Annotated in this window: 22 protein-coding genes; 20 read left to right on the forward strand and 2 right to left on the reverse strand. The window is 56.9% G+C overall.

All coding sequences use genetic code 11. The annotated features are described in order from the left end of the window. Nucleotides 1–31 precede the first annotated feature (31 nt). The 12 genes from VNL17_08940 (at nucleotide 32) to VNL17_08995 (ending at nucleotide 10,899) form a co-directional block, all read left to right on the forward strand. Complete coding sequence (locus tag VNL17_08940) at nucleotides 32–1,135, forward strand: SGNH/GDSL hydrolase family protein (protein HXI84201.1); 1,104 nt, start codon at nucleotides 32–34, stop codon at nucleotides 1,133–1,135. Next, a complete protein-coding gene (locus VNL17_08945; GenBank protein HXI84202.1) occupies nucleotides 1,132–1,587 on the forward strand; it encodes a hypothetical protein in 456 nt (151 codons plus the stop codon). Before VNL17_08940 ends, VNL17_08945 begins: the two co-directional genes overlap by 4 nt. Next, the gene (locus VNL17_08950; protein HXI84203.1) at nucleotides 1,584–3,431 is read left to right on the forward strand and encodes a carbamoyltransferase; all 1,848 of its coding nucleotides are present in this window, start codon (nucleotides 1,584–1,586) and stop codon (nucleotides 3,429–3,431) included. Before VNL17_08945 ends, VNL17_08950 begins: the two co-directional genes overlap by 4 nt. Nucleotides 3,432–3,459: 28 nt before the next feature. Beyond that, entirely contained in the window at nucleotides 3,460–3,624 is a 165-nt protein-coding gene (locus VNL17_08955; GenBank protein HXI84204.1) for a DUF5989 family protein, read from the forward strand. Between the two features lie 24 nt (nucleotides 3,625–3,648). Further along, a complete protein-coding gene (locus VNL17_08960) occupies nucleotides 3,649–4,683 on the forward strand; it encodes a hypothetical protein (GenBank protein ID HXI84205.1) in 1,035 nt (344 codons plus the stop codon). Then, the gene (gene wecB / locus VNL17_08965) at nucleotides 4,680–5,786 is read left to right on the forward strand and encodes a UDP-N-acetylglucosamine 2-epimerase (non-hydrolyzing) (protein ID HXI84206.1); all 1,107 of its coding nucleotides are present in this window, start codon (nucleotides 4,680–4,682) and stop codon (nucleotides 5,784–5,786) included. Before VNL17_08960 ends, wecB begins: the two co-directional genes overlap by 4 nt. Then, a complete protein-coding gene (locus VNL17_08970; GenBank protein ID HXI84207.1) occupies nucleotides 5,783–6,544 on the forward strand; it encodes a WecB/TagA/CpsF family glycosyltransferase in 762 nt (253 codons plus the stop codon). The genes wecB and VNL17_08970 overlap by 4 nt, the downstream gene beginning before the upstream one ends. Nucleotides 6,545–6,615: 71 nt before the next feature. After that, nucleotides 6,616–7,329, forward strand: a complete 714-nt coding sequence (locus VNL17_08975; GenBank protein ID HXI84208.1) for a tetratricopeptide repeat protein — start codon at nucleotides 6,616–6,618, stop codon at nucleotides 7,327–7,329. Between the two features lie 391 nt (nucleotides 7,330–7,720). After that, on the forward strand, nucleotides 7,721–9,106 hold the full coding sequence (locus VNL17_08980; GenBank protein ID HXI84209.1) for an alginate export family protein: 1,386 nt from the start codon (nucleotides 7,721–7,723) through the stop codon (nucleotides 9,104–9,106). A 97-nt stretch (nucleotides 9,107–9,203) separates the two neighbouring features. Next, nucleotides 9,204–9,743 carry an NUDIX domain-containing protein gene (locus VNL17_08985; protein ID HXI84210.1) on the forward strand — a complete coding sequence of 180 codons (540 nt, stop codon included), beginning with the start codon at nucleotides 9,204–9,206 and terminating at the stop codon, nucleotides 9,741–9,743. A gap of 98 nt (nucleotides 9,744–9,841) precedes the next feature. After that, nucleotides 9,842–10,147 (forward strand): 2Fe-2S iron-sulfur cluster-binding protein, encoded by a 306-nt coding sequence (locus VNL17_08990; GenBank protein ID HXI84211.1) that lies wholly within the window; start codon nucleotides 9,842–9,844, stop codon nucleotides 10,145–10,147. A 116-nt stretch (nucleotides 10,148–10,263) separates the two neighbouring features. Further along, nucleotides 10,264–10,899, forward strand: coding sequence for a hypothetical protein (locus tag VNL17_08995; protein HXI84212.1), 636 nt, complete (start codon nucleotides 10,264–10,266; stop codon nucleotides 10,897–10,899). Nucleotides 10,900–11,040: 141 nt separating this feature from the next. Here VNL17_08995 and VNL17_09000 read toward each other — a convergent pair whose 3' ends face one another. Together VNL17_09000 and VNL17_09005 are read right to left on the reverse strand one after the other, a co-directional pair. Continuing rightward, nucleotides 11,041–12,054, reverse strand: coding sequence for an aldo/keto reductase (locus VNL17_09000; GenBank protein HXI84213.1), 1,014 nt, complete (start codon nucleotides 12,052–12,054; stop codon nucleotides 11,041–11,043). 113 nt (nucleotides 12,055–12,167) lie between these two features. Continuing rightward, the gene (locus VNL17_09005; protein ID HXI84214.1) at nucleotides 12,168–12,626 is read right to left on the reverse strand and encodes a hypothetical protein; all 459 of its coding nucleotides are present in this window, start codon (nucleotides 12,624–12,626) and stop codon (nucleotides 12,168–12,170) included. Nucleotides 12,627–12,759: 133 nt separating this feature from the next. Here VNL17_09005 and VNL17_09010 point away from each other — a divergent pair, with 133 nt between their 5' ends. From VNL17_09010 to VNL17_09045, 8 genes are all read left to right on the forward strand, one after another. Beyond that, nucleotides 12,760–13,356 (forward strand): DUF1802 family protein, encoded by a 597-nt coding sequence (locus tag VNL17_09010; protein HXI84215.1) that lies wholly within the window; start codon nucleotides 12,760–12,762, stop codon nucleotides 13,354–13,356. Continuing rightward, nucleotides 13,337–13,783 carry an FHA domain-containing protein gene (locus tag VNL17_09015; protein ID HXI84216.1) on the forward strand — a complete coding sequence of 149 codons (447 nt, stop codon included), beginning with the start codon at nucleotides 13,337–13,339 and terminating at the stop codon, nucleotides 13,781–13,783. Before VNL17_09010 ends, VNL17_09015 begins: the two co-directional genes overlap by 20 nt. Nucleotides 13,784–13,806: 23 nt before the next feature. Further along, entirely contained in the window at nucleotides 13,807–14,256 is a 450-nt protein-coding gene (locus tag VNL17_09020; protein ID HXI84217.1) for a hypothetical protein, read from the forward strand. After that, nucleotides 14,253–14,807, forward strand: coding sequence for a DJ-1 family glyoxalase III (locus VNL17_09025; protein HXI84218.1), 555 nt, complete (start codon nucleotides 14,253–14,255; stop codon nucleotides 14,805–14,807). The genes VNL17_09020 and VNL17_09025 overlap by 4 nt, the downstream gene beginning before the upstream one ends. A gap of 58 nt (nucleotides 14,808–14,865) precedes the next feature. Continuing rightward, nucleotides 14,866–15,654, forward strand: coding sequence for a bifunctional hydroxymethylpyrimidine kinase/phosphomethylpyrimidine kinase (thiD, locus tag VNL17_09030; GenBank protein ID HXI84219.1), 789 nt, complete (start codon nucleotides 14,866–14,868; stop codon nucleotides 15,652–15,654). Further along, nucleotides 15,651–18,074: a DNA internalization-related competence protein ComEC/Rec2 gene (locus VNL17_09035; GenBank protein HXI84220.1), complete on the forward strand. Its 2,424-nt coding sequence runs from the start codon at nucleotides 15,651–15,653 to the stop codon at nucleotides 18,072–18,074. Before thiD ends, VNL17_09035 begins: the two co-directional genes overlap by 4 nt. A gap of 65 nt (nucleotides 18,075–18,139) precedes the next feature. After that, nucleotides 18,140–19,321, forward strand: coding sequence for an N-acetylglucosamine-6-phosphate deacetylase (gene nagA, locus VNL17_09040; protein ID HXI84221.1), 1,182 nt, complete (start codon nucleotides 18,140–18,142; stop codon nucleotides 19,319–19,321). Between the two features lie 25 nt (nucleotides 19,322–19,346). Continuing rightward, nucleotides 19,347–20,243, forward strand: coding sequence for a complex I NDUFA9 subunit family protein (locus tag VNL17_09045; protein HXI84222.1), 897 nt, complete (start codon nucleotides 19,347–19,349; stop codon nucleotides 20,241–20,243). Nucleotides 20,244–20,289 lie beyond the last annotated feature (46 nt).

Raw genomic sequence — 20,289 nt, forward strand, 5'->3', positions numbered from 1 at the left:
CCATAAACAGCGCTTGTTCCCGAAAGAAATCATGTTGAAGAAATTTTTGTTGTCACTGGTTGTCTTGCTGGTCGGCTTGGTGGCAGCCGAAGGGGTGGCGCGTTTATTGTATCGACGTAGCATGCCACTGTTTCCCCGTTTTCACACCGACGCACATTACGGAGGGTTCACCATTCGTCGGTTGCGTCCGCAAACGCGGTTTTGGCACACCAGTATTGATGGTCAGTGGGAGTTTCGCATCAATGCGCAAGGTTTTCGGGCAGACAAGAACTACGACTACGAAAAGCCCCTGGGTTGCCAGCGCGTACTATGTCTGGGCGATTCCCAGACCGAAGGGTTTGAATGTCGGCAGGAGCAGACTTTTTCGGCAATCATCGAGCGTTATTTCCGCGTGCGCGGGAAGTGCGTTGAGGTGATCAACACCGGAGTATCTGGTTTTGGCACAACCGAGGAGTTGGTCTTGCTGGAGAACGAAGGGGTGAAGTTCCATCCGGATTTTGTGGTGCTGGGTTTTTTTGGGAACGATCTGGATGATAATACTCGCTGCAATATTTTCGGACTGAAGAACGGGGCTCTGGTTACGAACACAACCACCTACATTCCCGGGGTGAAGATCCTGAACTGGATCGATGGTTTCGCCCTGCTTCGTTGGCTCAGCCAAAACTCCTATCTATACTCGAGGGGACTCAACGGTGCGTGGGAATACGAAAGAGGGAGATTGGAGTCCCGGAATGAACGCAAGTTGACCTCGGAAATGGCAGTCCAGAACACCAACACCACGACTTATGTCGCAGAGTATCAAAAAGATTTGGAAGTGGCCCTGCTGCGACGGATGTACGCCTGCTGTCAAGCGCACGGCGCCAAGCTGATCATTTTGGACACTCCCCAACTGGTGGATGCCAGTCACCCCAGCCCTGATTTCAAATCGTCAATTCCACCGGACTTGCACGATACGTTTCGTCAGAATTGTGACGTGTTGATTGAGTGCGAGCCGACGCTGGCGGAGTATCGGGGCTTAATAGCTATTCATGTGCCCCACGGTCATTATCACTTATCGGAAGAAGGACACCTGCTTTTTGGCATTCAAGTCTCCAAAGCAATAGAACGTTTGGCAGAAAAGAAACCAGGATCATGAGCACGTTGCCATCTCGTCGACCGCCTGAACTGGCGTGGAAATGGCCGACCAGCAGCCAGAACAAGGAGACTGCAACTCCAAGCGTGGGGCATGTTGTCATTCAGGCTCTCGTACCGGCGGCCGTGGCAGGCGTGTTCTTTCTCCGTAATCACCGCGTGGCGGGGTGGATTGTCCTCGCGTTGAGCGGATGGATGCTGGTCAGTGGCTTGTTGCTGCCGCGGGCATTTTTGGCTGTGGAGCGCGCGTTGAAGGCGTTCGGTCGTCTTGTCGCTCTGGGGTTAACGTGGCTGCTGCTGGTTGTGTTTTTCTTCCTGTTTTTCCTACCGCTCAGCCTGTTTTTGCGACGGCAAATGCGGGCGCTGCTCGCCCTCGAATTCGATAAGAACCAGGCCAGTTACTGGCAGGACCGCTTGCCCGTCAGCGACGCGGAACATTTTCAGAGGCAGTACTGATGAATATTCTCGGTATCAGTGCGTTTTATCATGATTCGGCCGCGGCTTTGGTGCGGGATGGAAAGATCATTGCCGCTGCGCAGGAGGAACGATTCACACGCAAGAAACAGGATGCAGGTTTTCCGTTCCACGCGGTTCGTTACTGTCTTGGCGAGGGCAAAGTGGGCCCCAAAGATCTCGATGCCGTCGCCTTTTATGACAAGCCCTTCAGCAAGTTTGGCCGCATCCTGCAGACCTACCTGGGCATTGCGCCGTCCGGGCTGGAGTCGTTTCTCATGGCAATACCCCTGTGGATGCGGGAGAAGCTTTGGACATCGCTGCAAATCGAGCGATCGCTGCGCCAATGTGGCATCGAGATGCCCAAGAATTTTTATTTCCCGGAACACCATGAGTCGCACGCCGCCAGCGCGTTTTACCCGTCGCCCTTTCCCAGCGCGGCCATCCTCACGCTCGACGGGGTCGGCGAGTGGGCGACCAGCGTTCTCGGTCGCGGGGTGGACAATCGTCTTGAGTTGATGAAGGAAATGCGCTTTCCCCATTCACTGGGGCTCTTGTACTCCGCCTTCACGTATTTCACCGGTTTCAAGGTGAACTCGGGGGAGTATAAATTGATGGGCCTCGCGCCTTACGGCGAACCCAAGTACGCCAGCCTCATTTATGATCACCTCATTGACCTTCGCCCGGATGGTTCGTTCCGCCTGAACATGGACTACTTCGGGTACGTGAATCGATTGACCATGACCAACGACCGTTTTGCGGAACTGTTCGGCGGCCCCGCGCGCTCGCCCGAATCCGACATCACCCAGCGCGAGATGGACATGGCGGCGTCGATCCAGAAAGTAACGGAGGATATTGTGCTGCGCATGGCCCGGGAAACCCATCGGTTGACGGGTGAAAAAAATCTTTGCCTGGCTGGCGGCGTGGCCCTCAATTGCGTCGCCAATGGCCGGCTCCTCCGCGAAGGACCGTTTGAAAAGTTATGGATCCAGCCGGCAGCTGGTGATGCCGGCGGTTCGGTGGGGGCGGCGTTACTGGTCTGGTACTGGATCCAGAAGCAGCCGCGCAAAGCGGACGGCGTACACGATCAAATGAGTGGGGCGTTTCTCGGTCCTGAATTCAGCGACGATGAGATTGAGGCGTTCCTCAAGGCGCACGGGTATCCCTACCGCAAGTTGCCGACGGAGACGTGGGGCGACCAAATAGCCGATGTGCTGGCGTCGGAGCACGTCGTTGGTGTCCTGCAAGGTCGCATGGAGTTTGGCCCGCGCGCGTTGGGTGGCCGCTCCATCATCGGGGACGCCCGGTCACCCAAAATGCAGTCCATCATGAATCTCAAGATCAAGTACCGCGAATCGTTCCGTCCCTTCGCGCCGGTCTGCCTGCGGGAGCGCATGGGCGATTATTTCGAGTTGGAGCAGGAATCGCCCTATATGCTCCTGGTAGCGGATGTGCAGCCCAAATTGCGACGTCCTTTGACAGACGAAGAGCGACGGGTCATGAAAGACCCCGATTTGCGCAAACGGGTCAATATTGTTCGTTCTACCATTCCCTCGGTGACACACGTCGATATGTCGGCGCGCGTACAGACTGTGGATGCCGAGCGCAACCCGCGCTTCCACGAGCTGCTGAAGGCATTCGAACGGAAAACCGGTTACGGAATTCTAATCAACACGTCCTTCAACGTTCGTGGCGAGCCGATTGTTTGCACACCTGAGGACGCGTACCGTTGTTTCATGCGGACTGAAATGGATTACCTGGTGCTGGGCTCGTGCCTTCTCGACAAGAAGGAACAACCAAAGCTGGCTGACCAACAGGACTGGCGCAAGGATTTCGTACTTGATTAGAGTGTTCGGAGTGTAGAACACTGGCGTCATGCAATTCTTGAGACACCTGCTGTTGCTGTTCAAGAACTTGTTCGGTTTCGCCCACCAGAATAAGGCGTGGTGGATTGTGCCGATCGTTGTCGTTTTGCTGGTACTGGCCCTGGTCATGATCGTCGGCCATGCCATTGCCCCGTTTATCTATACGCTGTTTTAACGTTTTGCATCCCGCACGAGCGTCGTGGCCGCCATTTCCAAACCGGGCAACAACTCCATGGGACTGCGCGAGATTTGGCAGCGGCTGCATGATTTTTGCGCGGCCCAGGACTGGCGCGGTTATGATCCGTACGACGGGTTGAATTCGCCTTTGGCGCGAATTTTACCCGGAAAACAGGCGCGGCAAGCGTGGACGCAGCTTCACAAACGCAGCTCCATCAATTTTCGCGCCTTGTGCGGCATCAAGCCGCAACTGAACTCGACGGCAGTGGCTTTATTCGCCATGGGCAGCGGCGACGAGCGGTTCCTTGATATGCTCGATTCATTGCGGACTCCCGAAGGTGGTTGGGGATATCCGTTTGGCTGGCAATCACGCGCCTTTTATGCCCCGCCGAATACGGCCAATCTCATCTGCACGGCACTCGCCATCAAAGCGTATCGACAATTCGGGCGGAAAGTGGATACGAGCTTCCTCGAAAGCCTTGTCACCGAACGCGGCGGCGAAAGGTGGATTCGATACATACCGCAGTCGGATACGCAGGTCCACAATATCAACCTGATGGGCTCGGCGCTACTAGGGCGACGGGATTGTGCGGAATTCTCAGTTAAGCGACAGCGGACAGACGGTTCGTGGTGGTATGGCGAAGGCGAGAACCAGCGCTGGATCGACAATTTTCACACCGGATATAATCTTGTCGCCTTGAACGAGTACCAGCAAATGACCGGCGACACGAGCTTCGCGAACGTGGCCCGGCGCGGATTCGCTTACTGGGACGAAGTATTCTGGCTGGCGGACGGGTCACCGCGCTACTATCACAACCGCACATACCCGATCGATATTCACTGCTGTGCGCAGGGCATTTTGACCTATCTGGCGTTTGGCGATGTCACAAAGGCCGATTGGGTGGCACGCTGGGCGCTGAAAAACATGTGGGATGAACGAGGCTTTTTCTGGTATCAACGCGGTCGGTTGACCACCAATCGCAACCAGTACCTGCGCTGGTCGCAGTCGTGGATGTATTACGCATTGGGCGAATTGCTAAAAGTGAAAGGCGAATGAAGCTGAGAATTGTCAATGTCGTCGGGGCCCGTCCGAATTTTATGAAGATGGCCCCGCTGATGATGGAATATCGGCGGCAACCGGACAAGTTCGATCCAAAACTTGTGCACACCGGCCAGCACTACGATGACAACATGTCGGCGCTCTTCTTCGAACAACTACATTTGCCCAAACCCGACGTGTACCTCGGAATCGGTTCCGGTTCGCACAGCGAACAGACAGCCAAGGTGATGGTGGAGATGGAGAAGTTGCTGTCCGCTGAACCGCCCGATCTGGTTGTCGTCGTGGGAGACATCAACTCGACGATGGCAGCGACGATCGCGGCGGCAAAGCTTTGCATCCCCGTGGCACACGTCGAGGCCGGCCTGCGAAGTTTCGACCGAACGATGCCTGAGGAGATTAACCGACTCGTGACAGACGCTTTGAGCGACTACTGCTTCATCACAAGCCAGGATGCGGATGAGAACCTCCGCCGTGAAGGTGTCGCGCCAGAGAAGATTTTCTTCGTTGGTAACGTGATGATTGACACACTGTTACAGCTTAAAGATGTAGCTTTGAAGTCTGATATTGCTCAGAAACTTGGCCTGAATGGTCAGTACGGGTTTGTAACTCTTCATCGTCCCAGCAATGTAGATGACAAAGAGGTCTTCGCGGAGATCCTCGCAGCTCTGGACAGCATTCAGAACGACCTGCTCCTAGTATTCCCCGTTCACCCGCGAACGGTCAATCGGCTGAAGCAATTCGGATTTTGGGATGGCCTCCAAGGCAGGAAAAACCTGAAATTGACCGATCCGGTTGGCTATCTGGATTCACTATGTCTGATGGCCAAGGCGAAGCTGGTCCTGACCGACTCGGGCGGTGTGCAGGAAGAGACCACGGTCTTGGGGGTACCATGCCTGACGATTCGCAATAATACCGAACGGCCGGTCACGATTACGGAGGGCACCAACACGCTCGTCGGTACGAGTCAATCCAGGATCGTGGGCGAAGCCAAAAAAATATTGGAGGGGAACGGCAAGCAGGGGCGCGCCCCCAAGTTCTGGGACGGCAAGGCTGCGGGACGAATTGTTGAATGCCTGCTTAAAAATCCGCCCAAGCGATGAACCTCCGGACCGACAAGAAGGTGATTTTGTTTGGTGTACCGATCGACAACCTGACATTGGATGAAACGGTCGGCCGGGTGGAATCGATGATTCGAGAGGGTGGAACTCATCAGCATGTGGTTGTCAATGTGGACAAAATTGTAAAACTGCAGCGCGATCTAGAGTTGCGGAAGGCGGTTTTGAGTTGTGACTTGATCAATGCCGACGGCCAGCCAATAGTGTGGGCATCAAAGCTTCTGCAACATCCTCTGAAAGAAAGGGTTACTGGCGTAGATTTGTTCGATAGCTTGGTGGCGCGGTGTGCGGAAAAGGGGTATCGACCATACTTGCTGGGAGCGAGGCAGGAAGTGGTGGAAAAGGTGGTTGAAGTGCTGAGGCAGCGTCATCCCACCTTGAAAATTGCTGGGTACCGAAACGGATACTGGCAGCCCGCCGAAGAAGCTGAAGTAGTACAGGGGATCAAGCAAACGCGTCCAGATATGCTATTTGTCGCAATGGGTTCGCCGAAGAAAGAGATCTTTCTGACCAAGTGGAAGGCTGAGTTACAGACGCCGTTTGTCATGGGAGTTGGTGGGACCTTTGATGTTGTTGCCGGATTGGTCAGGCGCGCGCCTTCATGGATGCAAAAATGTGGGCTGGAGTGGCTTTTCAGACTAATCCAAGAACCACGAAGGATGTGGCGACGCTATCTGGTTGAGGATATGGCCTTTATCGGCTTGGTATTTCGGGAATGGCGGGCGCAGCGGCGATCATGCTGATCATCCGCTGTTTCGCGCTTGCCTTTTGGCTTCGTTTCACAAGAATAGCGCGACCGATTTGACGGAGGATCATGGCACAAGACGCTCACAACGATTTACGCATCACCGACCAATTTGACCTTGAGGTTTTTTGGGCGGATCACGGGAAACAGATCACTATCGGCGCGGTGGCGGCCATTGCGATCGCCGGGTTCCTGCTGTACCGGCAATATCAGTCAAGTACACAAGCAGAACAGGCCGCAGCCATGTTGGCCAATGCCAGGGACACGATGTCTTTGGAGCAGGTAATTCGCGACTACCCAAACTCCTCGACTGCTGCCGAGGCAATGTCTCGACTCGCAGACATTTACTATCGGTCTGGCAAATATACCGAAGCAGCAAGTACTTATGAAAGAATCACCAAGGAATTCCCGTCGCATTTGCTGGCTGAGTCTGCCAAACTCGGCCTGGGAACCATTTTGGAAGCTCAAGGGAATGTGGAAGGCGCAAAAGCACAGTATCTGCAGATAATCAATTCTGGCCCAAACAATTACGTCGTGAATGCAGCAAAAATGGGATTGGCGAGATGTCTTGAGGTTGGTGGCCAGAAAAAAGAAGCGCGCCAAATGTATGAGGAAATACTGGCTCTGGGTCAAAATTCTCCGTGGTTTACCCAGGCATATTTGCAGTGGGTTGTGATGGGCCGTGATATGCCTCCAGAAAAGCCGAGCGAATCCCCGGTGCTACCAGCCTCGTCACCTGCAAAAGACGGCCTGCAAGTGCCAGCGCTGAGAACCGTGCCGTGATGGGCTGGCTCACAGATAATTTCAAGCCTTGACACACGGCAGGCTATTTCTATTATTCCGCCAGTCTTTACGGGATGATGGAAGGAGAGGTCAAAAGTTCAGGGATCACGGGATCGATCTCTCGATAGTCGATTCGGTTGCGTCGTGCTAACCAGCCTTTAGGCTGGAACTGGGGCCGAGTTTTGGGACTTGACACATTTTGGGTCGTGCCTATACTCGGCGCGTAAGTGGAGGATGGGGGATAAGTTCTAGGTCTGCTTCGGGACGGCTTTTTGCATCGTAGTGATGGGGAGGGTTGTCGTCGAAGCAGAAGTGGCCCCCAGAAACTGAAAAAGAGAAAACTTGTGCTTTTGCGCACAGTGAACGTAAACAAAACGAAGGAGGACACAGAGTGAAGAAACTATGGCTAGTAGTCGCGCTGGTTGCCCTGGGGGGATTGACCAGTAAGACATTCGCCGATGTCCAGAATATCCGCCTGAGCGGTGATATCCGTATCCGCGGGTATTTCCTTGATAGCGCGGGCAATGACGGCTCAGGCCCACTTGATCCTCAGGTCAAGGGCAATGCCTCATTCATCTCACAACGAACACGGGTTTCGGTCGAAGCTGACCTAGAAGACCACGTGCTCGTGGTTGTTACACTCAAGGCCGAAGGCACTTGGGGTGGCAATGACAATACCGAACCGGGCGAAGGCGGCGTGCAAGGCGCTTCCGGCGCGGGCTCAGCCGGGGCTAATGGCCCGATCAACAGGGGCTTTGGGGTTGGTATTGATGAAGCGTATGTCCAGTTCAACGAACTGTTCTACACGCCAGCAACACTAAAACTCGGTCGCCAATACCTCCAATACGGTCGCGGACTGATCCTCAGCAGCGTCGAACAGGAGTACAACTATGACGCCGCTCGGCTGGTGCTCGATTATTACCCGCTGACGATCGACATCGTCGGCGCGCAGTTGGTAAACAATCAAGCCTTCAGTGCGAATCCGCATAGCACGGCCGCCACACCGGGTGCTTCTGACCTGTTGTTCGTAAATGCCCGCTATGAACTGAGCGACTCGGCCATCAAGGATGTCGAGGCGTATTTCGGCTGGGTTTCCCAGGGTAGCAGCGGTCCGATCACCTCGAGCCGCGTTCCGCCGTCCGTCAACGGTAGCTCGCCGCTGATCATCGGCGCGCGTACTGACATAAACCCGACCGAAGGCCTCCAGCTGTGGGCCGAAGGTGCCTACGAGTTCGGAGACAACTCCGATGCGGGCGCCAATAACCTGAGCGCGTTCCTCTTCAATGCCGGTGGTAAATACACCTTGAAGAACGTCCAGTGGGTACCGGTATTGAATGGCAACTACATCTTCGCGTCGGGTGGCGGCAAGAACAATGTGGATGGCACGTTCATTCCTTGGTTCGACTATGCGGATGGTTACAATGGCTATCTGTTTGCTCCTGCGCTTACGGACATCCATATCTTCAACCTGGGCGCTTCGGTGAAGCCCTACGAGAACACCACGCTCGCATTACAGGCTTATTACTACCTGAAAGCGGATAAGGACGGCGTAGCTGGAAGCAACCCGAATGTTGATTTCGGCGGGATATCTCCTGCCCCGACCGCAAACAGCCGTGACATCGGCTGGGAAATCGATGCGATCCTTGGCTATGACTACAGCAAGGACGTTCGGGCGCAACTCGTTTACGCTGCGTTCGTGCCGGAAGGTGCCTATCGGCACGCGGGCACAAGCGCTGTAGCCGAGGAAGTCCGCGCAGAAGTCAACGTCAAGTTCTAACGGTAGCGGTTAAACTCTAACCGAAGACCCCCCGATCCGTCGGGGGGTCTTCTTTTTTCTCTGGGCCTGGGCCGTAGCGTGTGCTTTGATGCGGCTCATGACGGAACCGGCAGTGTCAGAGGAAATATTTGATCTGGTCGATGAGGCGGATCGTGTGATCGGCTCGGCCCCGCGCTCCGAGGTGCATCGGCGTAAGCTGCGGCATCGGGCCGTCCACGTTCTGCTCTTCAGCGCGCAAGGTAAGCTTTTTGTGCAGAAGCGCTCTGCTACCAAGGACAGTTTTCCCGGCTGTTATGATTCCAGCGCCTCCGGCCACTTGAATAGCGGGGAGGACTACGATATCTGTGCCAGCCGTGAGACGCACGAGGAACTCGGGCTGGTGGTACCCGTCGGGCAGTTCTCCCGTCACTTCAAGGTCGAAGCCTGCGAGCAAACGGGCTGGGAGTTCGTGTGGGTGTATAGCGTGGTCACCAACAAGCAACCCCAGATCAATCTGGCGGAGCTCGAATCCGGCGAGTTCTGGACGCCGGAGCACACGCGTTCACTGCTGTTGGCAAATCCGGGGCAGTTTGCGCCTGGCTTTGTGCGTGTCTTTAGCGAGTTCGATCATCGCGGTCTCTTTCCCCGGAATCCTTAGCCGCGCCGAAACCGTTGCAAAGAACAGCCGTTTTTCGTATACAGATGCGGCACGGTCCGGGCTGGCATGGCTGGCTTCGACCATCACAAAGGAGATTTATGCCGACGGTTGAGTTTTTGAATGCTGGCAAAAAGGTGGATTGCGGACAGTACGCAAACCTCCGTAAGGCGGCGCTACTTCACGATATTCCCGTTTACAAGGGAATTGACGAAAAGCTCAACTGCCAGGGTAACGGCCTGTGTGGCACGTGTGTGATGGAGGTTGTGGAGGGTGCCGAGAATCTCTCACCCATGACGCGGCGGGAAAACCTTCGTCTGAAGGGCCAGCCGGCAAATCGTCGCCTGAGTTGCCAGTGTCAGGTCATGGGCGACATCATCTGCATCACTTCACCCGCTTTGGATTGACGGCGCGAACATGGCTTGCCTCCCATGTGCCCCCCACGGTACAATTGCCACTCTATCGGACCGCGGCAGCGGTCTGGCAGTAAGTCAGCAACGGGAATCGTTTTGAGGGGCGAGTTATGGATTTGAAGCCAGCGGTTGAATTACGGGAAGTCGCAAAGAACCTCCATGGTTGGTCAAGTTTTCACCCGCAGTGGAAGGTCGATTTCAATAGTTATGCGCTAAAGACTGCCGAAGGAGTCGTTTTTATTGACCCGTTGAAAGTGGAACCAGCCGTCCTCGAGAAGCTTGAGGCCCTCGGCGAGCCGATTGCCATCCTGCTTACCAATGCCCACCACGACCGCGAGTCCGATTGGTTTCGCAAGAAGTATGAGGTCCAGGTCTATGCTCACGAGAAGGCGAGGGCCGACTGTGACACCAAGATCGATGTACTGCTGATGGACGGCGAGCGGTTGCCGGGCGGGGTAAAGGCAGTGCATCTCCCGGGCTCTTCCGCGAGCGAGACGGCTTATTATGTCAAAGCGAGCGGCGGCATCGTCCTGGTCGGAGATACTCTGCTCAATCAAGGCGACAAGGGGCTGACATTGTTGCCGGAGACTTATATCGAGGACAGGAAGCAGGCCCTGAAGTCGCTCCAGCGGCTGCTCGATCTCGATTTTAAAACGATCACGTTTGCCCACGGCAATGCAATCGTGGGAAATGCAAAGAGCGAAATCGCAAAATTCCTAAAGAAACCGAAAAAGAAAAGCGTATGAGCCAACAATATAATAAAGTTGAGAAACGCCGCCGTCGCACCGCCTACCTCAGGCGATTGAAGGTGCGGCAAAAGCAAACCAACCCCAAGGCTGCGCGACCAGCCCCCGCTGTCTCCGCCAACTAATCGGTACCGGTCCTGCCTACGTGACCGGAGCAAGACCGTAGTTACGGGCGTGGAGTTCGGCCAGGGTGCCCAACTCCGATGGGGTCAGGGGGGGCGTGTCGGACGCCGCCGCGAATTCACGGAGTTGCTGCTCGTTGTAGATGTTGGGCAGCACCGAACAAATGCTGGGCTCCGCGAGGATGAACTGGATCGCTGCCTGGCTCAACGTGCGCCCCGTTTCCTGGGTGAGGAACGAAATCTGTTCGACCTTCTTTAGCCCATCCAGCAACCAGGCTTTCCGTTTTTCGTCGTCGGCCACGCGGAAGGTTCGATGGTCGTCTTTGCTGAACGTGGTCTTCTCGGAATAATTGCCTTCCAACAATCCCGAGCAATGCGGCACGCGCGTAAAGACGTTCAAGTCGCACTCGCTGGCCACGGGGAAAAGTGGTTCGCCGATCATCCGTTCGAACAGATTGAAAATGATCTGGACGTGCGCCCCGCGCTCCCGCAACGCCGCAACGCCCTCCGCTATCTGGCGGCGGTCGATTGCCGGACCTAACGCCACGCCAAACGCTAGAATTTTGCCGGCGTCGCGCAATCCCCGCAGGGTGTCGAATAATTCGTCGTTACGGATCGTTTCGATGCGTGGGTTGTGGAGTTGGTAGAAATCAATATGGTCGGTCTTCAGGCGTTCCAGGCTCCGATCGCAGGCCGTGCGGACAAAGTCAGGTGACCAATTGTGGGGACGCTCGCGTTGCCCGGGCTGCACGCCAGGATGATTGTAAAAGTCGTAACCGAACTTCGTGGCGATGATGATCTCATGACGTCGTCCCTCAAAAGCCCGGGCCAGTACCACTTCACCTTTGCCGTCGCCGTACACGTCTGCCGTATCGAAAAAATTGATGCCGTAATCAAGCGCCTGGCGCATTAAGCGAACGCCCGTGTCGTAATCCTCGTCGGGCACGCCCCACATCTTCGTGCCGACCGTCCAAACGCCAAAACCGACCTCGGAAACGTTGCAAGATGTGCCTTTTAGCATGCGATATTTCATAATGAATCCATGTGACCGGTACATGTGGATTTTACCGGGACAGGGAGCCCCCGGCGAGCCGAAACGGATGCGCGCCCGCCGGTACCAGGCATTTTATGGCTCGGCGAACTTGATTAGCGGGTTGGCGGGGACGGAGCGGCGGGTGTGGGCTGAGCGACACCGGGCTGGATGCCGGCACCACCGGGCGTTGCTTGTTGTCCTTGTGTGAACGCGCGTTGCCAGTATTCATCGGGGTACGTCACCCGCGGGATGCTGCTCCAGAAGCCGTTGATGACCGGGCCTTGCGGGGTGCGGTAAATCCATGATTCACCGCTGCGGCTGTCGATGAGAAACAACGCTGCACCGCGATCCGATTCGTTGGCGACGACGATTTGAAATCGACCGGAGCCGCCCGCCTGGTCAAGTTTCTCCTCGATGCGGCCCAGACGTTCCTGTGTCTTACTGACCTGATCTTGGGTCTTGCCGGCTTGTTGCTCGATAGAGTCGAGCTTGGAACAGGAGGTGGTTAGTAGCAGAGCCAATACGACGACCGAATACGGGACAATGATCAGGCCAAAGGCGCGATTATTCATGTCAACATTCTCCGGTCCCTCTCTGCGAGCGAGACGACGCCGAACGGAATGTCGTTCTTTGTAACAGCGCCGCCCGGGAACTGTCAAGCGAGGGGATTTCCGGGTGGACACACCAGGATGGATGCGCTAAGTAATGGTCGGCATGCAAGTGAGTTCCAACATCGCGTTTAAGGAATGGGCTGTCGTTGTGGATGTGCTGGGCCGGGGAGAGCAGATTCTAATCCTTCGCAAGGGCGGGATCCGCGAGCAACGCGGTGAGTTTCATCCCGACCACCGTGAATTTTGGCTATTTCCGACACAGTACCACGAGGCCGAGCGCTCCGTCATCCCGTCGAAGCGCCCTGTTTTGCGCGATTTGGCTGCTGTCGCACCTCGGGACTTCGTGGATATCGAATACTACGTCGTAGCCGACTTGGTTTTGGCGATCACGGATGCTGAGAGCGTCAAACGTCTGCAGGGCCGGCATATCTGGAGTGAGCAGGTCCTCCACGAGCGCTTTCAATTCGGGCGCCAGGCGGGACTGCACGCCTTGTTGACCCGCGTGTACCGGCGGCCTGCGCCGGAGCGTTTTGCATTGCACGAGTCCTATGGCGGCTGCAAAAGCTGGGTCGAACTCGAACGCGGGTTGTCCACAGAAGACTTGACGCCGGTGCTCGGGGATGCTGAATATAGCCTGCAGCGGGAAGGAATTGTGGAACTGTTATCGGATCATGCCCTTGCTCATCCATAAACGGCCTGATGGCACTGAGAAAAGTCTCGAGTTCGCTAGCAAACCTCTCATTGTCGGTCGCCTCCCGGAGTCGGAGATCTCCGTCCGCGACGCGTTTATCTCCCGGGTGCACTGTGGGATCAGTTACGTCAACGGTCAATTTACTCTCAAAGATCTGGGTTCGACCAACGGCACCTACCGCAACGGCGCCCGGGTCTTCGAGTGCGCGCTCGCTCCGTCTGACAAAATCCAGGTCGGAAACACAACGATTGTTTTTGAGGTCGACACCAAAAGCGGCGACGCAATCTTGCGCCAGGTTCCCCAGATGGTGGCCCCTCCGTCAACTCTCGGCGGGTCCACCCCACCGCGTCCCGACCTCCGGCAGGTCACGGTCCCGGTCAAGGAGCCGCTGATCAAACCTTCACCGCCGACCCTCCGTCCCAAGTAATCCGAGCAGGGCGCCTTATGAATGTGGCGCGCAAATCTATCCTCCCAATTCTCGGGGCCGCCGTGCTTTTGTTCACGTCAGCAACCCGGGCCAGATCGCAGGAAGTAACGAATCAGGTTAAGTCGTCTGCGGAAGCCGCCCGGGAAGAAGCCCGGCTGCGACGCGCCAAGATGCCCATCGCAAAGGGTGCAATCAAAGAGATCGATTTGCTGCGCCACCAGATCAAGCTCACAACCGAGGACGGCCCGAGGACGTTCACTTATACGAGCCGGACTTACATCTTTCGCGACAAGGAAAAGATTACCGCGGACAACTTGAAGATCGGCGAGGTCATTGCCTTGCGTTTTAACACGGACAAGGATGGCAATGTGCTCGTACAGCGCATCAAAGCCCGTACGCCTTCCGAGCTCATGGAGCCGCCTTCTTCCGGCCCTGCCGGAACGACGAACGTCCCGGCTGTGAACCCACCATGAAGAAAGTCCTGGTTCCTCTGGCGCCCGGCTTCGAGGAAATCGAGGCAATCACGGTGATTGACATCCTGCGGCGGGCCGGCGTTGAAGTGACAGTAGCCGGTACACAGTCCGGTCCGATTGAGGCTTCCCGCAAAACCAAACACATTCCCGATTGCGCGCTCGCTGACGTCCATGCGGAGGATTTCGACATGCTCGTCCTGCCCGGTGGCCAGCCCGGTGCCACCAGTCTCCGCAACGACGCCCGCCTGCGACAAATCGTCGAAACGTTACGGGCAGGGGACCGCTACCTTGCCGCTATCTGCGCCGCCCCGATTGTTCTTTCCACGCAGGGCATCCTGAAAGATCGCACCGCCACGAGCCATCCCACCGTCCGTGCCGAGGTCGCGGCGGGTGCGAAGGATGTTTCTGACCAACGCGTCCTTGTCGACGGTCCCATCATCACCAGCCAGGCCGCCGGCACGGCCATGGAGTTCGCATTCAAACTTGTCGACATCCTCTGTGGGCCGGACAAGGTCGTCGAAGTCAATCGCGGCGTCCTCGCCCGACTTTGAAGATTGCCGCTGTGTTGCAATTCCCACCCCAGACAGTAGAATCCAAGCCGGTGGCTGGGTGAACCGGAGAAGCATAATCGCAATCGCTCTCACCGTCGCTGGATCGGACAGCGGTGGGGGCGCCGGTATTCAAGCTGACCTGAAAACCTTCCAGGCGCATGGCGTCTTCGGCACCAGCGCAATCACCTGCATCACCGCGCAGAATCCCGATCGTGTCAGCACAGTGCGGGCTCTCACACCAGGCCTTGTTACCGAGCAGATGGATCGCGTCTTCGAAGCATTCCCCATCGGCGCGGCGAAGACCGGAATGTTATATGACGCAGCGATTATCCAGGCCGTCACGCATGGTTTTGCACGCCACAAATTCCACAAAGTTGTTGTCGACCCCGTGATGGTGGCGGGCAGCGGTGCACGATTGCTCAAGGATGATGCGATCACGGCGCTGGTAACGAAACTATTCCCACGCGCTGCGGTCGTAACTCCCAATCTCGCGGAAGCCGAGGTGCTGGCGAAAAAGTCCATTCGCACGGTCGGCGAACTGCGCGCGACGGCGCGTTTGTTGGCGGAGAAATTTGGCGTGCCGTTTCTCGTGAAAGGAGGGCACCTGCACGACGGGAAACAGGCGGTCGATGTGCTCTTCGACGGCAAACGCTTCCATGAATACCGCGCGACAAGAGTGGCGAATATCACGAGCCACGGCACGGGCTGTGCCTTCTCAGCCGCTATCACGGCGAATCTTGCCCTCGGTTGGACTTTGCCGGAATCCATCGCTCGGGCAAAACGATTTATCACGAGTGCCATTCGTGGCGCGCGAAAAATTAGGTCTTACTCCGTGTTGAGAATATGAAACGACCGCTTACCGGCCTCGTGGTCGCGTATGCCGCGGGGATATGGGTCGGATCGCTGGTGGCCTGGCCATCGGTGATATTGTTCGCTGTGGCGGCGGCATTCCTCGCCGCTTTTTTGTTCCTGCAGCGAACGCGCTTCAGTCTTGCGGTACTGTTGGGGGCAGTTCTCATGGCCGGGGCCTGCGCTTACCGCGAGGCCGCGACAATTTCCTCACCCAACGACATCACGCGTTTGCTCGAACAACGTGATCAGAATGTCCAGTTGCAAGGCATCATCGTCAGCGATACGGGTTATCGCGCCGTGCCCCTGAATGAAGACGACGCCGAGCGGGAGCGCTTCGAGCTCGAACTGACCGCTGTGGAACACTATGGCCAGTGGCAGCCAGCTATCGGTCGCATCCTTGTGTTCGTCAGCGAAACGCGAGACGCAGAACCTCTGCGCTACGGCGATCGCATCACGTTCTCGGCCATCCTGCGCGTGCCACCGCCCATGCGGAATCCGGGCGCGTTTGACTGGCGGACCTGGCTGGAGCGAAAGGGAATTTATTTCACGGCTACGATTCGGAAGGTCGATCTGATCCACGTTGAAGCCCACAACCAGGGCAATCCCGTGATCGCCCTGTCGCTGCGGTTGAGTGAATATCTTGAACACGTCCTGCGGCTTGGGCTTGAAAACGAACCGCAGCTCACAGGTGCGTTGGCCGGTATGGTGCTGGGAAAGCGGTCGGAAATTCCGACGGAGACTTATGCTGACTTCCAAAGGACAGGAGTGTTCCATGTCTTCGCGATCAACGGGCTGCATGTCGGATTGGTGACGGCGGTGGTACTGATCGCGCTGCGTTTGGCCCGGATTCCACGGCGTTGGTGTGCGGTGGCGGCCGTGCCGCTGTTGATTCTCTACGTGTTCGCCACGGGCGCGCATCCTGGCGCGCTGCGCGCGTTGGTGATGGCCTGCGTATGGTTGATTGGTTTGATGCTGGTAAGACCCGCGGATTCCTTGAACAGTCTGGCCGCGGCAGCGCTCGTAATCCTTGTTTGGGCCCCCACACAACTCATGGATGGCGGATTCATCCTGTCGTTTTCTGTAGTATTGGCGATTGTGACATTGACGCCGCGCATCGAGGCGTTGTTGGTGTCGCGGGTTGCGCCGGATCCATTCTTGCCGCGGCAATTCGTTTCGGACTGGCGGACGAAGCTGTCAGGTGCGTTGCACCGCATCATCCAACTGCTGAGTTGTTCCATCGCGGCGTGGTTGGGGTTGCTTCCGCTGATGGCGACCTACTTTCATTTGTTCACGCCGGTTAGCATCGCGGCTAATTTGCTGGTCATCCCTTTGCTGGGATGCATTCTCGCGTTGGGTTTGTTGGCCGCGCTGGCGCATATCGTTTCGGCGTGGTTGACGGTGACATTGAACAATGCGAACGGTTTTCTCCTCAGCATCATGATCCGCGGCGTTGAATGGCTCGGTCGCTTGCCCTTCGGTCACTGTTTTGTGCAGGCCCCGCCCCTCTGGCTAGTCTGGGCGTATTACGGACTCGCCATTCTCCTGTTGAGTAAACGGATAACAGCGCCACGACGGGGACTGGCTGCGGCGCTGGCGGTGCCGACCGTGGGTTTGGCGTTGTTCCTGAGCGGTGGCCACACCGATAAAGTTGAACTCACAGTTTTGTCGTTGAACGACGGTATGTCCGTCTTCATTGACGCGCCCGGCGAGCGTACCGACATGCTGGTCGACGGGGGTGGTGGTTGGAGCGGCGCGCACATCGTAATCCCGTTTCTCCGTGCCCAAGGAGTGAATCAACTTGCTGCGACCGTCCTTACCCGTGGTGACAAGGCGCATGCTGCCGGATTGGACACTGTCGCCGGTGAGGTCCCCATCCGCGAGGCGATCTACAGCGGAATCGCCTCGCGCTCAAAGTACTACCCCGAGTGGCTCGACGAGATGAAGGCGCATAAAATCCCTTTGCGCGCGGTCAAAGCGGGAGACGACCTGAGCGCCACGCCCGATGTGCATATTCGAGTGCTGAATCCGCCGCCCGGCATTGCGGCCAGCCGCAGCGAAGACAATGCGCTCGTGCTGGCGGTAGAATTCGGACCAACGCGCATCCTCTTGATGTCCGATGTCGGTGAGACCGTGGAGAAACGGCTCCTGAAAGAGTTCAGGGATCTGCATGCGCAGGTCATCGTGAAAGGCCAGCACGGCACCGAATCGTCGTGCACCGCCGAATTCCTTGATGCCGTACACCCGGACGCGGTGGTGCAAGTAGTCAACCTGAACGACAGCCACCGCTATCTCGAACCAAATCTGCGCGACCGTCTCGCGGAACGCAAGATCGCCCTTATTCGCAGCGATGACAGCGGCGCGGTCACAATTCAGATCAGCCGTGACAAGTACCAGATTCATACGTTTCTCAAGTGAGACCGCTGGCCGTCTGAGGATTCTGACTTGTCTGGCCAACCGGGCCTCGCCATACTGCGCGGGTCATGGTGGTCATCATCAACGGTCGCGTGGTCAGCCCACATAAGGTGCTGGAACATCATTGCATCGTCATCGAAGACGGCCGGATCAAGCAAATCGCTCCCACCGCGCAGGTGCTTTGGCCGGGAGACGCGCAGGTCATTGACGCCCATGACGGGTTCGTGGCCCCCGGTTTCGTCGATATGCACGTTCACGGCGCGTTGGGTCGCGACACGATGGAGGGCACCGTTGAAGCGCTGGCGCAGATCGCGAAGTTTCACGCCGCGGGCGGCACGACCGCGATGACGCCAACGACCACCACCCACTCCACGGAAAAGATCGCCAGTGCGCTTCAGGCGATTGCTGATGCGATGGGACACGATTTCGGAGGAGCACAGATCATTGGCGCCCACGTCGAGGGACCTTACATTTCACGGAAACGCAGTGGGGCACAGTCCGCGCAATTTATTCGCGACCCAATTCCGGCGGAGTATGAACCATGGCTTGAGCGCGAGGGATTGGTGACGCAGATGACGCTCGCGCCGGAACTGCCCGGCGCACTGGAGCTTATCGACGCACTTTTGCAGCGGGAGATTCTGCCGAGCGGCGGGCACACGGCGGCGAATTACGATCAAGTAAGCGTGGCGGTTGAGCGCGGTTTGTGCCATGCAACGCATTTGTTCAATTGCATGTCGAGCACGGTAAAATCCGGCCCGTTTCGATTGCCCGGCGCGCTGGAGACGTTCCTGGCGGACGAACGGGTGATGGTGGAATTAATCGCCGACGGCAAACACGTGCACCCGGAGTTGCTGCGGTTAACGGTGCGGGCGAAAGGAATCGACAAGGTGTGCTTGATCACCGACGCGACCGCCGGCGCGGGCCTGACGGAGGACGTCGAGTTTCTGGTGGGTGAAACGCGCGCTGTAGTACGCGCGGGCGTCGGGATGGTTGTGGACGGCTCGGCTTTGGCGGGCAGCGTGTCGACGATGATCCAGATGGTGCAGAATATGGTCGAACTTGCCGGCTTACCGTTGGCCGACGCGGTGCGTTTGGCGAGCTTGAATCCGGCGCGCGCGCTGGGAATCAGCGGGCGGAAAGGCAGCTTGGAACCACGCAAAGATGCGGATATTGTGATTTTCTCTAATGACTTTGCCGTGCTGAAGACAGTGATTGGTGGACGGCTGGAATACGAAGCGCAGGCAGCGTGAACAACATAATTCAGGTGATCGCGAAATGATTGTTATTACCGGGGCGACAGGGTTTGTCGGCGAGGAGGTTGTCAAACAGGTCCGGACCGCCGGTCATCCAGTTCGCGCCATCGTACGCGACCCACGTCGCGCGTCGTGGCTGGCCGAGCGCTACGGCGCCGAACTTTTCCACGGCAACGTCTTGTACGCGCCGTCGATCGAAGGTGCGATGCAAGACGCGAAGTGTGTGATTCACCTGGTGGGCATCATCCGCGAATGGAGGGAAAACACCTTTGAACGGGCGCACGTCCAGGCGACGAAGCACGTGATTGACGACGCAAAAAAAGCGGGTGTGAAACGCTTCCTGCACATGAGCGCACTCGGGACGCGCGAGAATGCGCGGAGCCGTTACCATCAGACGAAGTGGGCGGCGGAAGACTGCGTGCGCAAAAGCGGCCTGGCTTGGACGATCTTCCGGCCGTCGTTCATATATGGTCCGCAAGACAAGTCGATCAACGTGCTGGCGAAGCTCGTGCAGCGCCTGCCGTTTGTGCCGGTCCTGGGCCGTGGCAACACGAAGGTTCAGCCGATTTCCGTGGAAAATGTGGCCCGGTCATTTGTCGGGGCGATTCGGAATGACGAAAGTATCAACCATAACTACGATCTCTGCGGGTCCGAGGCCTTCACCTGGAATGAATTATACGACAAGTTGCAAATGATCCTCGGTACGCGGAAGCCGAAAATGCATTTACCGTTGCCCATCGCCCGTGTTCAGGCCGCGTTCCTCGAGAAGATCCTGCCGAACCCACCTTTTACTCGCGACCAACTTCTTATGCTGCAAGAGGACAATATTGGTGATCCCACGCCAGCGGAGCGGGACTTCATGCTGGAGCAGGAAAACTTTGAAAACGGCGTGGCGCGGTACCTGAAGCGCAACGCATAAAAAAACAGGGAATCCGAAACGGATTCCCTGTCGTAATATCGAGATT

Source organism: Verrucomicrobiia bacterium (assembly GCA_035577545.1).
Classification (GTDB): Bacteria; Verrucomicrobiota; Verrucomicrobiia; order Palsa-1439; family Palsa-1439; genus Palsa-1439.

Coding starts and splice junctions, on each gene's coding strand:
- VNL17_08940 (HXI84201.1), top strand. CDS start 32: ATGTTGAAGAAATTTTTGTTGTCACTGGTTGTCTTGCTGGTCGGCTTG.
- VNL17_08945 (HXI84202.1), top strand. CDS start 1,132: ATGAGCACGTTGCCATCTCGTCGACCGCCTGAACTGGCGTGGAAATGG.
- VNL17_08955 (HXI84204.1), top strand. CDS start 3,460: ATGCAATTCTTGAGACACCTGCTGTTGCTGTTCAAGAACTTGTTCGGT.
- wecB (HXI84206.1), top strand. CDS start 4,680: ATGAAGCTGAGAATTGTCAATGTCGTCGGGGCCCGTCCGAATTTTATG.
- VNL17_08970 (HXI84207.1), top strand. CDS start 5,783: ATGAACCTCCGGACCGACAAGAAGGTGATTTTGTTTGGTGTACCGATC.
- VNL17_08975 (HXI84208.1), top strand. CDS start 6,616: ATGGCACAAGACGCTCACAACGATTTACGCATCACCGACCAATTTGAC.
- VNL17_08985 (HXI84210.1), top strand. CDS start 9,204: ATGACGGAACCGGCAGTGTCAGAGGAAATATTTGATCTGGTCGATGAG.
- VNL17_08990 (HXI84211.1), top strand. CDS start 9,842: ATGCCGACGGTTGAGTTTTTGAATGCTGGCAAAAAGGTGGATTGCGGA.
- VNL17_08995 (HXI84212.1), top strand. CDS start 10,264: ATGGATTTGAAGCCAGCGGTTGAATTACGGGAAGTCGCAAAGAACCTC.
- VNL17_09000 (HXI84213.1), bottom strand. CDS start 12,054: ATGAAATATCGCATGCTAAAAGGCACATCTTGCAACGTTTCCGAGGTC.
- VNL17_09005 (HXI84214.1), bottom strand. CDS start 12,626: ATGAATAATCGCGCCTTTGGCCTGATCATTGTCCCGTATTCGGTCGTC.
- VNL17_09010 (HXI84215.1), top strand. CDS start 12,760: ATGGTCGGCATGCAAGTGAGTTCCAACATCGCGTTTAAGGAATGGGCT.
- VNL17_09015 (HXI84216.1), top strand. CDS start 13,337: ATGCCCTTGCTCATCCATAAACGGCCTGATGGCACTGAGAAAAGTCTC.
- VNL17_09025 (HXI84218.1), top strand. CDS start 14,253: ATGAAGAAAGTCCTGGTTCCTCTGGCGCCCGGCTTCGAGGAAATCGAG.
- VNL17_09035 (HXI84220.1), top strand. CDS start 15,651: ATGAAACGACCGCTTACCGGCCTCGTGGTCGCGTATGCCGCGGGGATA.
- nagA (HXI84221.1), top strand. CDS start 18,140: ATGGTGGTCATCATCAACGGTCGCGTGGTCAGCCCACATAAGGTGCTG.
- VNL17_09045 (HXI84222.1), top strand. CDS start 19,347: ATGATTGTTATTACCGGGGCGACAGGGTTTGTCGGCGAGGAGGTTGTC.